The sequence below is a fragment of the Parahaemophilus parainfluenzae genome (assembly GCF_001055095.1).
GTDB classification, from domain to species: domain Bacteria; phylum Pseudomonadota; class Gammaproteobacteria; order Enterobacterales; family Pasteurellaceae; genus Haemophilus_D; species Haemophilus_D parainfluenzae_Z.
Genome location: NZ_JVHG01000010.1, coordinates 12537 through 34159 on the forward strand (window position 1 = coordinate 12537; position 21623 = coordinate 34159).

Sequence of the window (21623 nt, forward strand, 5' to 3'; positions counted from 1 at the left end):
AATGAGATTAATGAAACTTTACTCAAATCAAGAGAATATTTTTAGAACTTTAGTATTCAATAGTGGTATTAATGCGATTATTGGAACAGTAAGAGAAAAATCCAACTATTTGGATGATGATAAAAAGCACTCCCATAATTTGGGAAAGTCCACTTTAGCTAAAGTGATTGATTTTTGCTTGATTTGTGATCATAAAAATCATTTTCTTATGACAATAGAACAGTTTTGTGAGTTTGAGTTTTATCTTGAGATATGTCTAAATGATTCAGAGCATGGAGAAGTTCCCAAATATTTAACTATTTGTAGAACTGTACGTAATCCATCTAAAGTCAGTTTTAAAAGGCATACTCTGCCAAATCAAGACTTTTTAGGATTAGTGCCTGAAGAATGGTCTGCATATCAATTGGGGTTAAATGAGGCTCGCAGCTATCTAGAAGGGTTGCTAGGGCTTAAATTTATAAAGGGGTATTCTTATCGTAAATTTCTTGCCTATTTGCTTCGTGCCCAGTCAGATTTTACAGATGTATTCAAATTAAACAGAAATAGCCGTTCAAAAGATAAAGATTGGAAGCCTATTCTATCTCGTTTATTAGGATTTAATGATGAATTATTAATTCGTTTATATCAGAACGCAGATGAAATAAAGAGTTTAAAAGAAGAAATAAAACTAAGAAAAAAAATTAACCAAATAGATCACAAAGGACTTTCTGAAATAGAGGCACAAATTGCATTTATTGAAAATCAAATATCAATAGCAGAAAATGCATTATCTAAACTTGATTTTGGAAATGAAGATAAAGAAAACATCCGTAAATTAATTGATAACATTGATGATAATATTGTTGGGTTAAACACTCAACTGTATCAATTAGAAGGACGAAAGCAACGTTTAGAAGATTCTTTAAAGCCGACTAGAATTCTTTTTAACACAAAAGAGGCTGAGGCACTTTTTAAAGAAGCTGGAGTTTTATTTTCGGATCAATTGAAAAAAGATTTCGAACAACTGATTAATTTTAATGAAGCTATTAATCAAGAACGAAATGATTATTTAGCAAATGATTTGAAAAAAACGAATGCTAGAATAGTGAGCATTCAGTTCCGCTTAACGGAATTAAATCAAGAGAGAAGCAATAGATTATCATTTCTTAATGAAAAGGAAATCTTTGAAAAATACAAAAAAACATCTGCATTGTTAGATAATCATAGGGCAGAGCTGGTTCTCTTGAAACAGCAAAAGAAAGTGATTGAGGATCTTTCTAATGTAAGCTCTAAGTTAAAAGATAAAATACAAACTAAACAGGATTTAATTCAAGAAATTGAAAAAGATCTAACGTTTAAAGTTCGGAATGATTCCAATAGTCAATTTATCAAAATACGTGATTATTTTGTATCGATCATTATGCGAGTAGTTGGTGAACAAGCTATTATTAAAGTGGAACAAAATAGAGAGGGAAATATTGATTTTGATGCTTATTTTGAGAACCAAGGCATAAAAAACCACAAAGATAAGGGAACGTCATTTAAAAAGTTATTATGCATTGCATTTGATATGGCTATTGCCCGTTACTATGCAGAGCAGGGATATTCTTTGTTTGTTTATCATGATGGAATTTTAGAATCTTTAGATAACAATCCGAAAAGAAATCTGTTAAATATTATCCGTGAATACTCCCAATTTGGTATTCAATTCTTTATTACGCTATTATCAGATGAAGTTGTAACATTAGCAGATGAAGGCGTTAAACCTGATGAAATCATCTTAGAATTAAATGATAAGGAAGATAATTCTGGGCGATTATTTAAGATGGCTTCCTGGTAAAATAGCAGTCTATACCAATATTTTCCTCTTTATTTTTTACTTTTAATTTACACTTAATTGTAATAGGTGACTAGAGATTGAAAATTAGAGCTGCTTTTTTAGAAAATTTATTTATGAGATAATTCTACTCAAAAAACGCTTAATAAAATTATTAAGCGTTTTTTTATTGACGAAAATTTATAAAATTTTAACCGCAATTTATAGGAAATTATTTAGCTTGTTTCTTCGCTTTTTTCCATTTCCAAAATAGGTACAGAGCTAAAACACCGATTAGGATATAGATAACAAGTTGGCCTTTTTTAATTTGCTCGTGTAACCAATCTAAATTTTTCGCACCAAATTCGCCAAGGTAAACCCAAATCGGTACAGAAATAATCGCGGCACAGAAATCAATCAATACAAAGCGGGTGTAGCTGACGCGGCGGGTAATACCAGAAACCATATAAATTGGTGCACGTAAACCAGGTAAGAAACGGGCCACAAATAGAACACGGTTGCCGTATTGGTCAAATTTTTCACGTACCATTTTGAGGCGTTCTAATGTGACGATTTTACGCATTGGGCGAAAACGCAAAATACGCGTACCGTAAATGCGGCCAAGCCAGTACATGGTTGAATCACCGGCAAGTACGCCAATCATACTCACGACTAACATTAAGTGGGAATTGACACTTTCAGGATAAAGACCAGCAATTACGCCACCGGATACGAGCGTGATATCTTCTGGAATGGGTACACCAAAGCCACAAATAATAAGAACAAATAGCACCGCCCAATAACCGTAATCGGTAAAAAAGCTGATAAGAAATTCCATTTGAAACCCACTTACAATCAGTTAGTTAAAATTAATTAAAAATTGGGGCTTATTTTAATCGCTTTGCCTTGAAAAGCCTAGAAAAAATTTGCGGTGTAAATTTGCATTGTGGGGCTGAATATTTTATAATCCGTCGCTCTCAAAGTTTGTCTTTGAGCAAATTTAGGAAAATTGCTGGGTCGCCTGCAATTTTTTATTTTAAACTTTTAATCAAGAGAACATTAAAATGGCATTTAAATTTAACGCTGAAGTTCGTCAAGCGCAAGGTAAGGGTGCGAGCCGCCGCCTGCGTCACAACGGTCAAATCCCTGCAATCATTTATGGTGGCAGCGAAGCACCTGTTTCAATCATCTTAAATCACGATGAATTAAACAACGCACAAGCTCACGATTCTTTCTATAGCGATGTAATCACTTTAGTGGTTGAAGGTAAAGAAGTTGCAGTGAAAGTTCAAGCAATGCAACGTCACCCATTCAAACCAAAATTGGTTCACATTGACTTCAAACGTGCTTAATTTTTAGCTTGTGATAAGAACACCAATAATGATGAGTTATTGGTGTTTTTTCTTTTCGGGCAAAGTGCGGTCAAATTTGAAATCGTTTTAGGAGTATTTCCCTATGAAGATAGCCTTAGGCATTGAATATAACGGAAAACAGTATTGTGGCTGGCAACGACAAGAGAAAGTGCGCAGTGTACAAGAAGAATTAGAAAAAGCGTTATCTTTCGTGGCAAATGAAAAAATTGAAGTGTTTTGTGCGGGCAGAACAGATTCTGGTGTTCATGGCACAGGACAAGTGGTGCATTTTGAAACTACAGCAGTTCGCCCCGAAAAAGCATGGGCATTTGGTACTAACGCAAATTTGCCTGATGACATTTCAGTGAGTTGGGCAAAAGTGGTGGATGATGAATTTCACGCCCGTTTTTCGGCAACCGCGCGTCGTTATCGTTATATCTTGTATTGCAATAAATTACGTTCAGCCATTTTGCCGGAAGGGATTACCCATTGCCATTTAGATTTAGACGAAAAGAAAATGCACCAAGCAGGACAGTTCTTATTGGGTGAAAATGATTTTTCCTCTTTCCGTGCGGCACAATGTCAGTCGAATACCCCTTGGCGAAATGTGCATCATTTAAATGTGGTGCGAAAAGGGCAGTACATTATTGTGGATATTCAAGCTAATGCCTTTGTGCATCACATGGTGCGTAACATTGTAGGAAGCTTGATTGAAGTCGGCGCAGGCAATCAACCTGTTGAGTGGATGAAATGGTTGTTAGAGCAAAAAGATCGTAAATTGGCCGCGCCAACAGCGAAACCAGAAGGCCTGTATTTAGTCAATGTGATTTACCCTGAAAAATTTGCGATTCCACAGAAAAATTTAGGGCCATTGTTTTTAGAAGATAATCTCATCTGACTAGCAAATTTCGCTAAATTATGATTAAATACGCAAACTTTTCTAGTTAATAAAAAAGGTAAAAAATGAGCTGGATTGATAGAATTTTTAGCAAAGGAACCTCTTCCTCTGCATCACGTAAAGCTAACGTACCAGAAGGGGTTTGGACAAAATGTACCTCTTGTGAACAAGTGCTTTACGGTGAAGAAGTAAAACGTAATTTATATGTTTGTCCAAAATGCGGTCATCATATGCGTATTGATGCTCGTGAGCGCCTTTTAGCCTTGTTAGATGAAGGTTCAAGCCAAGAATTATCGGCTGATTTAGAGCCAAAAGATATTCTTAAATTTAAAGATTTAAAAAAATATAAAGATCGTATTACTGCTGCACAAAAAGAAACTGGTGAAAAAGATGCTTTAATCACAATGACGGGTACACTTTACAACATGCCTGTAGTTGTTGCTGCATCTAACTTCAGTTTCATGGGTGGTTCAATGGGCTCTGTTGTGGGTTCAAAATTTGTGAAAGCGGCAGAAAAAGCAATTGAATTAAACTGTCCATTTGTGTGTTTCTCTGCAAGTGGCGGTGCACGTATGCAAGAAGCCCTTTTCTCATTAATGCAAATGGCGAAAACCAGTGCGGTGTTAGCAAAAATGCGTGAAAAAGGTGTGCCGTTTATTTCTGTATTAACGGATCCAACATTAGGTGGTGTTTCTGCAAGCTTTGCGATGTTAGGTGATGTGAACATTGCTGAACCAAAAGCATTAATCGGTTTTGCAGGCCCACGTGTTATTGAACAAACTGTACGTGAAAAATTACCGGAAGGCTTCCAACGTAGTGAATTCTTACTTGAGAAAGGGGCGATTGATATGATCGTGAAACGTTCAGAAATGCGTTCAACCCTTGGAAACCTTTTAAGCAAACTCACCAATCAACCTTCACCTTTTGTTGAAGTAGAAGTTGTTGAACATGAGTAATACAATGAATTTAAAAGCCACTTCGCCACTCGCTGAGTGGCTTTCTTATTTGGAAAACAGTCATTTCAAAGCGATTGATTTAGGGCTAGATCGTATTAAATCCGTGGCAGAAGAATTGGATCTTTTAAATCCCGCATCTTATGTGATCACGGTGGGGGGAACAAATGGTAAAGGCACAACGTGCCGTTTGCTTGAAACTATTTTGCTAAATCACGGTTTGCGTGTGGGTGTGTATTCCTCACCTCATTTATTGCGTTATAACGAACGTGTTCGTATTCAAAATCAAGACTTGCCGGATGAAATGCATACCGCTTCTTTTGATTTTATCGAAAAACATAAAACGCAGTCTCTCACTTATTTTGAATTTAGCACGTTGTCGGCTTTGCATTTATTTAAACAGGCGAAGCTTGATGTTGTGATTTTAGAAGTGGGGCTTGGTGGGCGTTTGGACGCAACAAATATTGTGGATAATGATCTGGCGGTTATCACCAGTATTGATATTGATCATACAGATTTTCTGGGTTCAACACGTGAAGAAATTAGCTTTGAAAAAGCAGGCATTTTCCGTGTGAATAAACCGGTTGTGATTGGCGAACCAAATGTCCCGCGACCTATGTTAGAACAAGCGGAGAAATTACATTGCTACATTTCACGTCGAGATGTCACTTGGTCGTTTAAAGCCAATGAGCAAACTTGGATGTGGCAGAGCAACAAAGTGCGGTTAGAAAATCTGCCGTTTTGCCAAATTCCATTAGCTAATGCGGCAACCGCTTTGGCTGCCATTGAACAGCTGTCTTTTGATATTTCTGTTGAGACCATTAAACGTTCATTAATTGAAGTGGAATTAGTTGGTCGCTTCCAACAATTGAAAGGTTATCAGCTAGAAAAATTGGCAGCTCTCTTGAATGTCCCTTATTCACAGTTACCAAAAGTGATCATTGATGTGGGGCATAATCCTCATGCGGCAAAATATTTAGCCGAAAAATTGACCGCACTTAAGGCACAAATATCAGGTCGTATCATTGCTATTTGCGGTATGCTGAAAGATAAAGATGCGGAGTCGGTGTTTAACCAACTGACATCTGTTATTGACCAATGGTATTGTGTCACATTAGGCGGTTACCGGGGTCAATCCGGTGACGACTTAAATACAAAATTGACAACAGTTTGCCCATCAGCAAAAAGTGTTTCTGAAGATTCTGTAGTTGAAGGTGTGAAAAGTGCGGTTAAAAATGCCGATAAAAATGACATTGTGCTGGTATTTGGATCCTTCCACACCGTAGGGGAATTTTTAGAGTATTTAGCTTAATGGCGATGGAAAATACAAAAGGCTGGTTTTGACCAGCCTTTTGTTTTTTAAAGTATTTTGTGAAAGTAATCATTTAATTCTGAGTATTGGAATGTAAATCCGCAATCTAACAAATGTTTTGGATAGGCATTCTGACTGTCTAATAGAATGCAAGCGCGTTCACCGAGAAGAGAAGTGAGTAAAAATTGAGGCACTTGAGCAAAACAAGGTCGATGTAACGCCTGACCTAATAATTGGTTAAAGGTCTTATTTTTAACCGGATGTGGAGCAGTAAAATTAAATGCACCTCCACAATTATTATGATCAAGTAAAAAGAGAAGGCCTTCTACCATGTCTTCTAACGCAATCCAACTCCAATATTGCTCGCCATTCCCTAATTTGCCGCCTAATCCGAAGCGATAGAGCGGAAGGATTTTTGCAAAAGCCCCTTCTTTTGGAGAAAGCACTAATCCCGTTCTGACTAAACAGACTCTCGTGTTGGCTTGTTTGGCTGAATTTTCCCAATCAATACAAAGTTGTGCGGTAAATTGACTACTTGGATTTGTCTCTTCAGTGATCTGGTCTTCGCCACAGTTTCCATAAATTCCCGTTGCAGAACCAGAAATCAATACAGGCGGATGTTCACTTTGGTTAATGAGTTGAACAATCTGTTGGGTTAAATCAATACGACTGTGACGCAGTTTCTCTTTTTGTTGAACAGTCCATCTTTTATCGAAGATTGGCTCACCGGCAAGATTAATGACCGCATCAAAGTTATTCAAATCTTTGAGTGTTGAAAGTGCGGTCAAAAATTGTGGTATTTTTTCAGGAAAAATAGTTTGGGCTTTTTCAATCGAGCGAGTTAATACGGTAACGTTATCGCCACGTGAAAGTAGCGATTCAACTAAGGGTTTACCAACAAATCCCGTTCCACCGGTTACTAAGATATTCATTATAGATTGCTTTCAAAGAGCGTTTGAATTTGTCCTAAAAGCGATTTAATTGTTGTGTCTTTTGTTGGTGTCACAAAAATGGTGTCATCTCCCGCAATCGTGCCTAAAATGCCTTCTGGTTTACCTATGGAATCCAATAAGCGGGCAATCAACTGCGCGGCACCTGGAGAGGTTTTAATGACGATAACGAAATCATTGTGATCAATATCCAAAACCAAATTTTTTAATGGGCTGCTGGTGGCGGGTACACTTAATTCGCTTGGTAAGCAATACACCATTTCCATTTTCGTATTTCTCGCACGAACTGCCCCAAATTTACTTAGCATGCGTGAAACTTTAGACTGGTTAATGCTTTGAAATCCTTGGTTTTTTAAGGCATCAACAATTTCACTCTGAGAAGCAAATCGTTCTTGATGGAGCAGTTCTTTAAATGCTTTTGTTAATTGATCTGACATAGCTATTCTCGTATAGGGGAATTTGCATAAGAATTGCATAAAAATTCATTTTAGGCAATTAAAATAAATTTGCTGTTTGAAAAGTTTGAGCTAGATCGCATTATTGAATTTCTCTGTTTGTAATTTAATGACTAAGACTTTAAAATTCTACCTAGTTAGGATTAATTAATACATGAGGAGTATTTTATGAAAGTTGCAGTATTAGGCGCAGCAGGCGGTATTGGTCAAGCATTAGCCTTATTACTTAAATTACAATTACCCGCTGAAAGTGAATTAGCACTTTATGATATTGCACCAGTGACACCAGGTGTGGCTAAAGATGTGAGTCATATTCCAACTGCAGTGAAAGTAGAAGGTTTTGCGGGAGAAGATCCAACACCTGCACTTAAAGGTGCTGATGTCGTTTTAATTTCTGCAGGGGTAGCACGTAAACCGGGTATGGATCGTTCAGATCTTTTTAACATCAATGCTGGGATCGTGCGTAACTTAATTGAACATGTTGCAAAAACTTGTCCAAAAGCTTGTGTAGGTATTATCACCAACCCTGTGAATACGACTGTTGCGATTGCTGCAGAAGTGTTGAAAAAAGCAGGTGTTTACGACAAACGTAAATTATTCGGTGTCACCACTTTAGACGTATTACGTTCTGAAACATTCGTTTCTGAATTAAAAGGCTTAAATGTTTCTCGTACAAGTGTACCAGTAATTGGTGGACACTCAGGTGTAACCATTCTTCCATTACTTTCACAAGTTCAATATGCTGAGTGGAAAGAAGAGGAAATTGCACCATTAACTAAACGTATCCAAAACGCAGGTACCGAAGTAGTTGAAGCAAAAGCAGGTGGCGGTTCTGCGACACTTTCTATGGCTCAAGCTGCAGCACGTTTTGCGCGTTCATTAGTGAAAGGCTTAAGTGGCGAAACAGTGGTTGAATGTACTTATGTGGAAGGTGACGGTAAATATGCACGTTTCTTCGCTCAACCGGTACGGTTAGGTAAAGAAGGTGTAGAAGAAATTTTACCAATCGGTACCTTAAGCAAATTTGAACAAGAAGCTTTAGAGGCAATGTTACCAACATTGCGTGCAGATATTGAATTAGGCGAAAAATTTATTAACGGTTAATTTAATTCTATTTCTAGAGAAGAGGAGCTGTATGCTCCTCTTTTTTTATATGAAAACGATTAAACATAAAAAAGTGAAGAAAAAGCGTGATTTAGCTCACAAATTTGAACATTGCTATTTGCAATATAAAGGACTTTGCCGTATTCTTAAATCACTAAAAACAAGTGCTATTTTTAAATAGCCGACATCTATTTTGCTTTCCGAGTAGTGCCCCAGTGGGGCACTTTTTTTTGCCTTATTTTTAGTCGATATAAAAATAAGTGCGGTCAAAAAACATTGGATTTTCTGACCGCACTTTTAAAATGAATACTAAGCGAAAAAATTATTCAAACATTGCTGAAATAGATTCTTCATTGCTGATACGACGAATTGCTTCAGCAAGCATAGTTGAAAGAGTCAGCACGCGTACTTTACCAAGTGCTTTCATTTCAGGTGAAAGTGGCACAGTATCCGTTACCACGATTTCATCAATGGCATCGCTCGCTAAATGTTGTGCAGCGGCGCCAGAGAAAACGGCGTGAGTTGCGTAAGCAAATACGCGTTTTGCACCGCGTTCTTTTAATGCTTCAGCCGCTTTACATAATGTACCACCTGTATCAATCATATCATCCACAAGGATACAATCACGATCTGCAACATCCCCGATAATATGCATAACTTGTGATACGTTTGCACGTGGACGACGTTTATCGATAATCGCCATCTCTGTATCATTTAATAATTTCGCTACTGCACGAGCACGAACAACACCACCGATATCCGGAGAAACAACAATAGGATTGACAAGATCCGTTTTCTTCAAGATGTCATCAAGTAAAACTGGTGAACCGAATACGTTATCAACTGGTACATCAAAGAAACCTTGGATTTGCTCTGCGTGTAAGTCACAAGTTAATAAGCGGTCAATCCCTACAGTTGAAAGTAAATCTGCCACCACTTTTGCAGTGATTGGAACACGAGCAGAACGCACACGACGATCTTGACGAGCATAACCAAAATAAGGAACAACGGCAGTAATACGGCCGGCAGATGCACGACGTAAAGCATCAACCATTACAATCAATTCCATCAGGTTGTCATTCGTTGGTGCACAAGTAGATTGAATAATAAACACGTCTGCACCACGCACATTTTCATTAATTTGCACTTGGATTTCACCATCGCTAAAGCGTCCAACAGTGGCATCGCCTAATGAAATGTAAAGACGTTCAGAAATCTTTTTCGCTAGCTCAGGCGTAGCATTTCCAGCAAAGAGTTTAATGTCTGGCATTTTATATAACCTCAGGTTGAGTGTAGATAGATAGATTGGTTGGTCGAGAGTTGTTTCAACATCACATGTAATGGTGAAACGTTTAATCCTTTAGCAACAAAGCCGAAAAATTCCTTCGGTTTTTGTTGGAAAACAGCTTGTGCTGATTTTTCATCATCAAATTCAGCAAAAACGCAAGCGCCGGTTCCGGTTAATCTGGCTGGTGCATATTGTAGCAACCATAGTAGGGCTTTTTCAACTTCAGGATATTGAGTTCGCACGACTTTTTCGCAATCGTTTGCAAACGGTTGATTCAAAAGTTCGGCAAGGGATCTTTTTTCTGTATTGCGAGGCAAATCGGGATCACTAAAGACCACTGCAGTAGAAATCGCAGTTTCAGGTTTTAGTACCACATAATATTTTTCTTGTGGTTCACAGTATTGGATTTTTTCACCTACGCCTTCTGCAAAAGCGGCTTGGCCATGAACGAAGATGGGGACATCTGCACCAAGTTTTAGCCCAAGCTCAGCAAGTTCATCAATGGATAAATGGGTTTGCCATAAATAGTTTAAAGCAAGGAGGGTAGTTGCCGCATTGGATGAACCGCCACCAATACCACCGCCCATTGGCAGAATTTTATCTAAATGAATTGTGGCACCGAGCGTACAGCCTGTTTTTTCCTGTAGTAGTGTCGCTGCACGATAGATTAAATTTTGTTCTAGAGGTAAGCCAGGAATTTCTGGTGTGATGTGGATTTGTTTATCTTGGCGAATATCAATGGTGAGCCAATCGCCGAAATCAAGAAATTGGAAAAGCGTTTGTAATTCGTGGTAGCCGTTTGGCAGTTTACCGTTTATATAGAGAAATAAATTGAGTTTTGCGGGGCTTGGAAAGCGGTTAGGCTTTCCAAGAGAAGTTGAAAGTGCGGTTGAAAAGTGATGTGTTTTCATTAGAACGCCCATTCATCCACACGAATTTTTAGGGTTTGCGATGTACTTTTGTTCTTTAACAGAATATTTTCAGGCATCGAATTATCTGCATGATAACTTAAGTAATCGGCTGTCCACATCGATCCATCAAGTGGGTAGCTAAATTCGGATAAAAGATGATTCGTTCCAACTTGGTAATCTGCATTATCAGCTGGCTGACCTTTTAACCAATAAGATAAATGCTCTAATGGCACATCCATTCCGATGATTTCACGTAACAATAATTTAGCGTTTTTATCAGATTGTTGGTTGCCTTTATTATCTGAAATTGTCATACCGTTTGGATGCATTTCCATAGTTAGTGTCGTTTTGCTAATCAGAGAATAAAGTTTTAGCTTATAGGCTTTTGGGTTTTGATATTGCCATTCAAAGCGGCTCGAAAAACGCTCTTGTGGACTGATGTAACCAATTTGTCCTTTAGTGCTATAAGATTGAATTTGTTTGATTTTTTTGAGGTGTTGTTGCCACGTAATATCGTTTTTATCGATATGTTGAACATCTGTTGGGCGCTCTGCATCAAGAGTACAAGCGGATAAGATCACACTTGCAAATACAGGTGCTAGAAGAGATTTTAATAATTTCATAACAAAATATTTACTAAAAAATTGCACATATTGTAAGGGTTAGTTTACTTTTAGTAAAGATGGATTAAGCATTTAAGCGTGTTTTCTCCGCTTTCACCGCGGTAATTCTTCGACGCGTTAATTCATCTCGAATACCTTGTTTTTCAAAACCATCTGCAATGACTTGCTGTACATCAACAGCAAGGGCAGCTTGATAAAGCGCTTTGAGATAATCAATTTGCGGATATTCTTTATTTTCAAAGCCCGTTCGTCCACGAGTATCAGATAAACATACTAATAGAAATTCTTCGAAGCGCTGAGGTTTACGCCAAACATCAAACGTATTAAAGAGTTTCACCACTGTTTCAGGGCGAAGTTCTAAAGCTTTATGCACATGCGTATGATATTCACAAGTTAATTCGGCTAATTCTTGAATATAATTAGGCACTCTAAGGCGTTTGCATAATGAGCGAGTTGGTTTAATCCCCGCTTTTTCATGACCATGATGACTTGGCCACATTTCTTTTGGTGTAAGGGCTTTTCCAAGATCATGACAAATCGCGGCAAAACGAACCGCACTTTTATTCAAATTGGTATTTTCTGTGAGTTTAACCGCTTGTTGCAATACGAGCATGGTATGAATAAAGCTGTCAATTTCAGGGTGGTATTTGGCTGGGTTCGGTACACCGTCTAAGGCGGCAATCTCAGGAAAGAGCACTTTGAGTGCACCGACTTGATGTAGTGTTTCAAAATAAATTTCAGGATGTGGTTCGTTTAATGCTTTTTCTGTTTCCATCCAAACTCGCTCAGCCGTTAGGTGGGCGAGTTCACCTTGTTCAGTGAGTTCAGCCATTAATTTAAGGGTTTCTTCGGCAATAGAAAAACCTAAATGATGAAAGCGAGCCGCAAAGCGTGCAACACGTAATACACGCAGTGGATCTTCAGCAAAAGCAGGTGAAATATGACGTAAAATACGTTGATGAATATCCTCTACACCATGATAAGGATCGTGCAGCTTGCCATCTTTGTCTTGGGCAATGGCATTAATGGTGAGATCTCGACGAATTAAATCTTGTTCAAGCGTAATCTCATCTGAAAAATCACAAATAAATCCGGTGTAACCTTTACCTGATTTTCGTTCTGTACGAGCAAGTGCATATTCTTCATGGTTTTCAGGATTGAGAAAAACGGGGAAGTCTTTGCCAATTTGTTGGTAACCTTGAGCTAACAACATTTCTGGTGTAGCGCCCACGACAACCCAGTCACGATCTTTAATCGGTAAACTTAAAAGTTGATCACGTACTGCACCGCCGACAAGATAAATTTCCATTTTGCTCTCCCGTCAAAATATAAAGAAAAGGTAGGCAAATGCCTACCTCAATGATGAATCATTACCAGCTATCACGGCGTTTACGTCTAGGTAAAATGTGAGGTAATACAAGACCGATTAACAAACCTACGCCTAATACCGAGCCGCCATAAATAAACCATTGAATCGCAATTTCACGTTTATTGGCATCAAGCATCGCTTCTAAATCACGATTTTTGTTTTTCGTCATTTCTAATTCACGTTTAAGTTGTGAATTTTGTTCAAGCAATTCACTGCTTTGTTGTTCCGCTTGTTTACTACGGCGTTGAATTTCGTTTGTACGTTGTTGCCAATCTGAATCGACACGATTCAGTTTTAACGTTAATTCTTGTACCTGTGCTTTTAATTTTGGATTTTCTTCACGGCTACTTGGTGTAGTACTTAGTTCAGAAGTTAAAATCCAAGCTTCGCGATTTTTATTATCACGAATCAGGGTGTATTTTCCTTGTTGTTCCAAGACGGTTACCGCTTCGCCAGATTGGATAGCACCTGCGATCTTAAATTGATCACCTGCACCACGGCGTAAATATGTATTCAGATTTTCTGTCACATATTGCGTTTCAGCCTGTACAGTTCCAATGGTTGAGCCCAATAGAACACAAGAAAATAAAAGTTTGCTCACTTTTGACATAATACTTCCTAGATTCATGAAGAAAGTGCGGTTGGAAAATGAAATGAAAAATAACCGCACTTTTAATAATTATACTAGTGGAAAATCGCGCGAAGGATGTAGAAAATCACAATCGCAAAGAATGCACCAGCAGGTAACGTCACAACCCATGAACTAATGATGTTACGGATAACCGTTAAGTTAAGCGCTGCAATACCACGTGCGAAACCGATACCTAAGATTGCGCCCACTAAAGTTTGCGTAGTGGAGATAGGTAAACCCGTACCCGATGCCACAACAACAGTCATCGCGGTTGCAAATTGTGCAGCAAAACCACGGCTAGGGGTTAAATCGGTAATACCTGACCCTACGGTTGCCATCACTTTTTGTCCCATTGCGATAAGACCAACAGCGATACCTAATGCACCTAAAGGTAAAATCCACCAAGCTAAATCACCACCACTGAGGATTTTCCCGCCATTTTGCACGATTGATACCACAGAAGAAAGCGGACCAATTGCATTGGCTACGTCATTAGAACCATGCGCGAATGCCATTGCACAAGCGGTTAGAAGCATTAAGATACTAAAAATCTTTTCTACTGAGCCGAATGATCCTTTTCTTGCTTTTGCAGTAAATGCTTTACTGCGGAAGTAGAAATGGCAGAAGATCATACCAACAACACTGATAAGTAATGAAATAACGAGCGTTTCATTATTGGAAAGATTTAAACCAACGTGTTTTAAACCTTTTGCCATAGTCACGATACAAAGTACGAATACGGTGATCGCCATGTAGTAAGGGCCATATTTTTGTGCGTTTTTCAGCGGTTCTTCGGTATCGAAAATGAGTTTCTGTATACTTGCAAAGATGATATAAGCTAAAAGTCCTGCGATCACGGGGGTGATAAACCAGCTTCCCACAATCCCACCGATGGTAGACCAGTCAACAGAACTTGGGCCAATCGTAATACAAGCAAAACCAATTAAGGCCCCGATGATGGTATGAGTACCAGAAACAGGCCAGCCCATTTTTGTGGCGATAAACAACCAAGCACCTGAGGCAAAGAGGGCAGAAAGCATCCCTAATGCCAATACGTCTGGCATTTCAACAAATTGAGTAGGGTCGATCACACCACTTTTGATGGTTTCAGTTACTTCGCCACCAGCTAAATACGCGCCGGCAGATTCAAAAATTAGAGCAATAATAATTGCTTGTTTGGCTGTAATGGTCCCAGAACCAACTGAGGTGCCCATTGAGTTTGATACGTCGTTGGCACCAATACCAAATGCCATAAAAAAACCGAATACCGCGGTAATTAAGACTAACCACGAACCGTATGCATTAATAATTTCCATAGTGATTTCCCTATGTTGTAGTTAATGTCGTCAAAATTAGGAACGGGCTAGCATTAATTCAATGCGAGATCCAACACGTTGAGCTTGATCAGCTAATACGCCTACCCATTCGATGATTTTATATAAGAACATCACATCAATAGGGTTATAACGACTTTCAATCGTGTAGAGCATTTTGCGCAATTTAATTTGCATTTGATCCGTATCATCTTCAATGCTGTCTAGCTCTTGAATCATATGGTTCACTAAATTTAATTCACGGCCTTTAAAACCGGTTTCAAGTAGTTTATCCATTTCTTCAATCACTAAATGAGCTTGATGAATAGAATCTAAACTACGTTGAACATAATGCAAAAATTCTTCCTGCATTTCTTCAGGAATACCAAATTGGCGACCGATCATACGGCCAGCAATGTCTTTAGCATAGTTAGCCAATTTGTCTTGTTGGGTGACTAATTCGAGTAAGTCAGTACGATCAATGGGTAAAAATAAACCGCGAGGCAATTTCAAACGGATTTCGCGTTTTAAACTATCTGCTTCACGTTCACATTGAGAAATATCTAGACGTGTTTTTTCCGCATCATCCCATTGTTTTACAAAGGTATGTTGGAAGAATGGAATTAATAAATCACAACATTCGGTCACTTTGTCAGAATGTTTCTGCAGTGGTTTTAAAGGAGAATGGGCAAATAATCCGAGAATATTATTCATTGCCATAGGTGTTTTACTCCATAACAAGGGTTAAAATTTCGGTTGCATATTACCTGATTTTATAAGGAAATACACGAAAAAGATCTTGATTTGTATAAAAATATCTGTATATTTAAACAGTTAAAAATGATAAGGAAAATAAAATGAGTAATGAAGTTGAATTAAAGCTTGCAGTTACCTCTGAGGCTTTCGATGCCTTAAAAACACATCTCAATCAATTCAAAATCTTAGAACAAAATACAGTCTTTCTGGGAAATACCTATTTCGATTATCCCGACCATTTCTTAGCTAAACAAAAAATGGGATTGCGTGTCCGTCAGGAAAATAATGATTTCACACTCACTTTAAAAACAGACGGAAAAGTGGTTGGCGGATTGCATAGCCGTCCAGAATACAATTTATCTATACCTGATAATTCAGTACCCACAACGGAACAATTAACCTCATTGTATCCATTTGAAAATTTACCTTCTGCTGCATTACAGCCTATTTTCTCAACAGATTTTAACCGCACTTTTTGGTTAATTGCGTTTGGGACATCAAAAATTGAAGTGGCTTTTGATCAAGGGAAAATTTTATCAGAGGAAAAAACACAGCCTATTTGTGAAATTGAATTCGAATTAAAAGAAGGGCTCGTTTCAGATCTTTTCCATTTTGTCTCACTTTTACCTTTTGAACAGGATATTTATTTTAGTTCAGCAAGCAAAGCGAAACGCGGCTATCAATTAGGTAGCAAACCTCTTTTAATTGATTGGTTAAATAAATGGCGTGATTTCTTAAAAGAGGAACGTGAGGGAAGTGCGGTAGATTCTCGCCAGAAATTGAGTGCGGTCATGAAAATGGAACAGCAATTAATTGAAGAAACCCTTTCATTCCCAACAGATGTGTTTGCTTTCGATTTTATGAAAACCGTTGAACGTGTTGGCGCATTTTTTAACCTTTATCATTATTATGATGACAACAAAGCCTTGTTTGAAAAACTGGAAGAAAGTCAATCAGCTGAGTTATTAGCAAGTAATCAGTTTTTCCTAAATGAAATTAAAGGCTTGATTACCTTTCATAGTGAGACAAAAGATAATGTTCAAACTATTGAAAAGTTAAAAGCATTACTAAAGAGTCGTGCGTATTTTGAAAGAATGCTTGGTTTAATGATGTTGATGGCGTAAAACGGGTTCTCTAAAGGATAGTAAAAATGGCAAAAGCTCCTAAAACCGCTTATGTATGTAATGATTGTGGCGCTGAATTTTCGCGCTGGCAAGGGCAATGTTCTGCCTGTAAAGCGTGGAATACGATTAGTGAAGTGCGGTTAATTTCAGCCTCAAATTCCACCAAAAATGATCGTTTTAGTGGTTATGCAGGAGAAACTCGCGCAAAAATCCAAACGCTTTCTGAAATTAGTTTACAAGAAACACCGCGTTTCACCAGTGGGTTTAAAGAATTAGATCGCGTGTTAGGCGGCGGGATCGTGCCAGGGAGTGCCATTTTAATTGGTGGTCATCCAGGTGCAGGTAAAAGTACTTTGTTACTTCAAGTGATGTGCGGATTAGCGAAAAACATGACCGCACTTTATGTGACGGGGGAAGAGTCACTTCAACAAGTGGCGATGCGAGCTAATCGCTTAAATCTACCGACAGATAAATTAAATATGTTATCTGAAACATCGGTTGAGCAAATTTGTAATCTGGCGGATCAGCTGAAACCTCAAATTATCGTAGTAGACTCGATCCAGGTTATGCATCTTTCGGATATTCAATCTTCTCCAGGAAGTGTGGCACAAGTGCGTGAATGTGCCTCTTTCCTGACTCGTTATGCGAAAACTCGACAGGTCGCTATCATTATGGTTGGACACGTCACGAAAGACGGCACTCTTGCCGGTCCGAAAGTATTGGAACATGCCATTGACTGTTCCTTATTACTGGAAGGGGAGGCAGATTCCCGTTTCCGTACGTTACGTAGCCATAAAAACCGTTTTGGTGCGGTGAATGAGCTTGGCGTATTTGGTATGACAGAGCAAGGTTTGCGTGAGGTGAAAAATCCATCGGCGATTTTCTTAAGCCGAGGAGATGAGCAAACACCAGGTAGTTCCGTGATGGTACTATGGGAAGGTACTCGTCCGCTTTTAGTCGAAATTCAAGCATTGGTGGATCATTCCATGCTTGCAAATCCGCGTCGTGTGGCGGTGGGGTTAGAGCAAAATCGTTTAGCCTTATTGCTTGCGGTATTGCATCGTCATGGGGGATTACAAATGTCGGATCAAGATGTTTTTGTGAATGTCGTTGGTGGGGTAAAAGTTGGGGAAACAGGCGCGGATCTTGCGTTATTGCTCGCATTAATTTCCAGTTTCCGTAATCGCCCATTACCACAAGATTTAGTTGTCTTTGGTGAAGTAGGGTTAGCGGGTGAAATTCGCCCGGTGACCAGTGGTCAAGAGCGTATTAGTGAAGCGGCAAAGCATGGCTTTAAACGCGCGATTGTGCCTTTTGCCAACAAGCCGAAAAGTGCGGTCGAAAATATGGAAGTTTTTACGGTGAAAAAACTCTCTGATGCACTTGCCATTTTGGATAATTTCTAAAAAAACGTTGTCCTATTGTTGTCTGATTACTGAAAGTTTTTGATAAATTAGATAGAATATGTGCCGTACATAAGGAAAGGTTATGGAAAAGAAATTAAATAAAGCGTTGGATAGCATTGATATCAAAATCTTAAATGAATTACAACGCAACGGTAAAATCTCTAATATCGATTTATCAAAGAAAGTGGGGTTATCGCCAACGCCTTGTTTAGAAAGGGTAAAACGCCTAGAAAAACAAGGTGTGATTATGGGCTATCGCGCACTACTAAATCCTGAATTACTGGATGCCCCTTTATTGGTTATTGTTGAAATCACGCTTGTGCGTGGTAAACCGGATGTTTTCGAAGAGTTTAATGCTGCGATTCAAGCGCTTGATGAAATTCTCGAATGTCATTTAGTATCAGGTGATTTCGATTATTTACTCAAAACACGTGTAGCTGATATGGCGGCATATCGAAAATTATTAGGTACCACATTATTGCGCTTACCCGGTGTGAATGACACCCGAACTTATGTCGTCATGGAAGAAGTGAAACAAACTAATTATCTCGTACTAAAATAAAAATGATTAAACGAATTACAAAACGATTTACACCGAAACAATATTTAGCAGAATTATTACTCGGATTGACCGCACTTTTAGGTTTATATTTAATCGTGGCATGGTCAAGCTATACGCCATTAGATAACTCTTGGTCTACAGCAAGTTTTCAAACTGAAACCATTAATAAAGCCGGTGCTTTCGGTGCTTGGTTAATTGATGCGTTTTTTGTTTTTCTCGGCTATGTAGGTCACCTCATTCCGTTTGTCATTTTCATCGTACCGATCTATTTACTGAAAACCAAAGCGGTTCATTCTCTCTCTGCAACCCGTATTGCATTACGTTCCTTTGGCTTTATTGCTCTCATCGTTGGTTTAACCATGATGGCCACATTGTTGCTTTCAAATACGAACTACTATTTAGCTGGAGGCGTGTTTGGTGGCAGTTTAGTAGTGAACTTATATCCTACGCTTGGCAAGTTTGGCTGTATTTTAGTGGGCTTTATCTGTGCGGTAGTGGGCTTTATTTTCTGTTCTGGTGCATCATTAATTCGTTTAATTGTGAAATTCTACCATTGGCTAACCATGAAAAATCAGCCGGCAGAAGAGGAGCAGGCAGAGCATACTTCTGTAGATGAGCTTGAACAAATTGTGATTGAGGCACCTCAACAACTCGCTTTTCCTGATTCTCAATTGGAAACAGAATCAGCAGAAGATAAAAAAGAGGATGAGTCTGGAAATGCTTTTGTGAAGCCTGAGCAGCTAATTAATATCAGTGGATTATCCTCACCGAGTGTTTCAGAGCCTGCAGATGTTGAAAAATTAGAAGATAAGTTTAAAGGTTTCACGGTTGAATCTGACAATTTACCGAATGTGTCTATTTCTGCCACTTCTTCTGTTGAATTACCGACAAAAGAAGATTTTTCAGCCACATGGAAAAATCCACAAGTGAATCATCAAGGTGTGGATGAATCAGATGACATTTTTGAAGAAAATGTGATGCCAAAAGTGTCACTTAAAACACCTGAAAATATAACCGCACTTTATCCAACTTATGATGAACCTTTAGAATCAGAAAATGATGGTTTAGAAGATGAATTAGCACGTCAGTTTGCCGCACAAGAGCAAGCACGTTTGCAAGAAATGGAAGTGCGTGCAAAAGCTGCAAATGCTGAAGATGCATTAAAAGTGATCTTAAATGAACCGGCAGTTTCAGCACCTAAAGCGCGTGAAATTCATATTGAGAATGCAACTGAAACAACCTATAAGCCGTATTCTGATACGCTTATTCACCCAGCATTCCAACAACCAACGAATAAACGTGAAAAACCGACGACACCATTACCAAGTTTAGATTTACTTGAGCATCGTCCTACACAGGCTCAAGATATTACGCGTGAAGAAATTTTAGACACATCCGCACGTATAGAACAACAATTAAAGAATTTTAATGTCAAAGCAACGGTACAAGATGTGTTAGTTGGCCCAGTGGTGACTCGTTATGAGCTTGAATTACAGCCGGGTGTAAAAGCATCAAAAGTCACCAGTATTGATACCGATTTAGCACGTGCTTTGATGTTCCGTGCGATTCGTGTAGCAGAAGTGATTCCTGGCAAACCTTATATTGGTATTGAAACGCCAAATGCTCACCGCCAAATGGTGCCATTGCGTGATGTGCTCGATAGTAATGAATTCCGTTCCTCAACATCGTTGCTTTCAATGGCTTTAGGTAAAGATATCAGCGGAAAACCCGTTGTGGTTGATTTGGCTAAAATGCCTCACTTGCTTGTGGCAGGTTCAACAGGTTCAGGTAAGTCTGTTGGTGTGAACACCATGATTTTAAGTTTGCTTTTCCGCGTAACACCGGATCAAGTGAAATTTATTATGATTGACCCGAAAGTGGTTGAGCTTTCTATTTATAACGATATCCCACACTTACTTACCCCAGTAGTGACGGATATGAAGAAAGCGGCAAATGCACTGCGTTGGTGCGTAGAAGAAATGGAACGCCGCTATCAATTATTATCCGCCTTACGTGTGCGTAACATTGAAGGGTATAACGAAAAAATTGAAGAATATGAAAAACTCAATATGCCAATTCCAAACCCAATTTGGAAGCCTGGCGATACAATGGATAAGATGCCGCCTCCATTAGAAAAATTGAGTTATATTGTCGTGATCGTCGACGAGTTTGCGGACTTAATGATGGTTGCGGGTAAACAAATTGAAGAGTTGATTGCGCGCTTAGCACAAAAAGCTCGTGCAATTGGTATTCACCTGATTTTAGCCACACAACGCCCATCAGTAGATGTGATTACAGGTTTGATTAAGGCTAACATTCCAAGCCGTATCGCCTTTACTGTAGCAAGTAAAATTGACTCTAGAACGATTCTGGATCAGGGCGGTGCAGAAGCCTTATTGGGCCGTGGTGATATGTTATATTCAGGTCAAGGTTCTTCGGATCTTGTTCGGGTACATGGTGCCTTTATGAGTGATGATGAAGTGGCCCGTGTAGCAGATGATTGGCGTGCACGTGGTAAACCAAATTATATCGATGGTATTTTAGACGGCGCGGATGATGAAGACTCAGGTGAGAAATCAACGGCAAGTAGTGGCGATCTTGATGCATTATTTGATGACGTCGTTGAGTTTGTCTTAAGCACAGGTAATACATCGACTTCTTATGTTCAACGCAAATTTAGTGTTGGGTTTAACCGAGCGGCTCGAATTATGGATCAGCTGGAAGAACAAGGTATTTTAGGCCCAATGAAAAATGGAAAACGAGAAATTTTAGCTCGACGTTCCGAATATTAATTCTCTTAAGTTTAACTTTACAAAAAGGA

20 protein-coding genes are annotated in these 21623 nt (G+C 38.8%); 10 read left to right on the forward strand and 10 right to left on the reverse strand.

Features of this window, described 5'->3' with window-relative positions:
• The first annotated feature begins 1 nt into the window (after position 1).
• Positions 2-1819, forward strand: a complete 1818-nt coding sequence (locus ADA56_RS02075; protein ID WP_049368963.1) for a DUF2326 domain-containing protein — start codon at positions 2-4, stop codon at positions 1817-1819.
• Positions 1820-2027: 208 nt separating this feature from the next.
• Here the strand turns inward: ADA56_RS02075 and ADA56_RS02080 are convergent, their stop codons facing one another.
• Positions 2028-2633, reverse strand: coding sequence for a DedA family protein (locus tag ADA56_RS02080; protein ID WP_049368964.1), 606 nt, complete (start codon positions 2631-2633; stop codon positions 2028-2030).
• Between the two features lie 226 nt (positions 2634-2859).
• On the opposite strand from ADA56_RS02080, the gene rplY reads away from it, so the two are divergent.
• The 4 genes from rplY to folC all read left to right on the forward strand — a co-directional run bounded on the left by rplY (position 2860) and on the right by folC (position 6310).
• On the forward strand, positions 2860-3147 hold the full coding sequence (gene rplY, locus ADA56_RS02085) for a 50S ribosomal protein L25 (protein WP_005698823.1): 288 nt from the start codon (positions 2860-2862) through the stop codon (positions 3145-3147).
• A 103-nt stretch (positions 3148-3250) separates the two neighbouring features.
• Positions 3251-4045: a tRNA pseudouridine(38-40) synthase TruA gene (gene truA / locus ADA56_RS02090; protein ID WP_049356504.1), complete on the forward strand. Its 795-nt coding sequence runs from the start codon at positions 3251-3253 to the stop codon at positions 4043-4045.
• 65 nt (positions 4046-4110) lie between these two features.
• Complete coding sequence (gene accD / locus ADA56_RS02095; protein WP_049368965.1) at positions 4111-5001, forward strand: acetyl-CoA carboxylase, carboxyltransferase subunit beta; 891 nt, start codon at positions 4111-4113, stop codon at positions 4999-5001.
• 4 nt (positions 5002-5005) lie between these two features.
• Entirely contained in the window at positions 5006-6310 is a 1305-nt protein-coding gene (folC, locus tag ADA56_RS02100) for a bifunctional tetrahydrofolate synthase/dihydrofolate synthase (RefSeq protein WP_049368966.1), read from the forward strand.
• A 47-nt stretch (positions 6311-6357) separates the two neighbouring features.
• On the opposite strand, the gene ADA56_RS02105 is transcribed toward folC, so the two are convergent.
• Positions 6358-7242 carry a TIGR01777 family oxidoreductase gene (locus tag ADA56_RS02105; RefSeq protein WP_049368967.1) on the reverse strand — a complete coding sequence of 295 codons (885 nt, stop codon included), beginning with the start codon at positions 7240-7242 and terminating at the stop codon, positions 6358-6360.
• Positions 7242-7697, reverse strand: a complete 456-nt coding sequence (argR, locus tag ADA56_RS02110; protein ID WP_005698809.1) for a transcriptional regulator ArgR — start codon at positions 7695-7697, stop codon at positions 7242-7244. Before argR ends, ADA56_RS02105 begins: the two co-directional genes overlap by 1 nt.
• A gap of 186 nt (positions 7698-7883) precedes the next feature.
• On the opposite strand from argR, the gene mdh reads away from it, so the two are divergent.
• Entirely contained in the window at positions 7884-8819 is a 936-nt protein-coding gene (gene mdh / locus ADA56_RS02115) for a malate dehydrogenase (protein WP_005698784.1), read from the forward strand.
• Between the two features lie 322 nt (positions 8820-9141).
• Here mdh and ADA56_RS02120 read toward each other — a convergent pair whose 3' ends face one another.
• The 7 genes from ADA56_RS02120 to ADA56_RS02150 form a co-directional block, all read right to left on the reverse strand.
• A complete protein-coding gene (locus tag ADA56_RS02120; RefSeq protein WP_005695817.1) occupies positions 9142-10089 on the reverse strand; it encodes a ribose-phosphate pyrophosphokinase in 948 nt (315 codons plus the stop codon).
• Between the two features lie 11 nt (positions 10090-10100).
• Positions 10101-11018, reverse strand: coding sequence for a 4-(cytidine 5'-diphospho)-2-C-methyl-D-erythritol kinase (ispE, locus tag ADA56_RS02125; protein WP_049368968.1), 918 nt, complete (start codon positions 11016-11018; stop codon positions 10101-10103).
• On the reverse strand, positions 11018-11641 hold the full coding sequence (lolB, locus tag ADA56_RS02130; protein WP_005698818.1) for a lipoprotein insertase outer membrane protein LolB: 624 nt from the start codon (positions 11639-11641) through the stop codon (positions 11018-11020). Before lolB ends, ispE begins: the two co-directional genes overlap by 1 nt.
• 64 nt (positions 11642-11705) lie before the next feature.
• Positions 11706-12950 (reverse strand): multifunctional CCA addition/repair protein, encoded by a 1245-nt coding sequence (locus tag ADA56_RS02135; RefSeq protein ID WP_049368969.1) that lies wholly within the window; start codon positions 12948-12950, stop codon positions 11706-11708.
• Positions 12951-13011: 61 nt separating this feature from the next.
• Positions 13012-13620, reverse strand: coding sequence for a TIGR04211 family SH3 domain-containing protein (locus tag ADA56_RS02140; protein WP_049365958.1), 609 nt, complete (start codon positions 13618-13620; stop codon positions 13012-13014).
• 74 nt (positions 13621-13694) lie between these two features.
• Complete coding sequence (locus tag ADA56_RS02145) at positions 13695-14957, reverse strand: inorganic phosphate transporter (protein ID WP_049368970.1); 1263 nt, start codon at positions 14955-14957, stop codon at positions 13695-13697.
• Between the two features lie 36 nt (positions 14958-14993).
• Positions 14994-15674: a TIGR00153 family protein gene (locus tag ADA56_RS02150; protein ID WP_049368971.1), complete on the reverse strand. Its 681-nt coding sequence runs from the start codon at positions 15672-15674 to the stop codon at positions 14994-14996.
• 137 nt (positions 15675-15811) lie between these two features.
• Between ADA56_RS02150 and ADA56_RS02155 the strand changes: the two genes are divergently transcribed.
• The 4 genes from ADA56_RS02155 (at position 15812) to ADA56_RS02170 (ending at position 21594) form a co-directional block, all read left to right on the forward strand.
• Positions 15812-16834 carry an inorganic triphosphatase gene (locus ADA56_RS02155; RefSeq protein ID WP_049368972.1) on the forward strand — a complete coding sequence of 341 codons (1023 nt, stop codon included), beginning with the start codon at positions 15812-15814 and terminating at the stop codon, positions 16832-16834.
• Between the two features lie 26 nt (positions 16835-16860).
• The gene (radA, locus tag ADA56_RS02160) at positions 16861-18240 is read left to right on the forward strand and encodes a DNA repair protein RadA (RefSeq protein WP_049368973.1); all 1380 of its coding nucleotides are present in this window, start codon (positions 16861-16863) and stop codon (positions 18238-18240) included.
• 82 nt (positions 18241-18322) lie between these two features.
• A complete protein-coding gene (lrp, locus tag ADA56_RS02165) occupies positions 18323-18802 on the forward strand; it encodes a leucine-responsive transcriptional regulator Lrp (protein WP_005695827.1) in 480 nt (159 codons plus the stop codon).
• Positions 18803-18804: 2 nt separating this feature from the next.
• Positions 18805-21594, forward strand: coding sequence for a DNA translocase FtsK (locus ADA56_RS02170; protein WP_049368974.1), 2790 nt, complete (start codon positions 18805-18807; stop codon positions 21592-21594).
• The last annotated feature ends 29 nt before the right edge of the window (positions 21595-21623 follow it).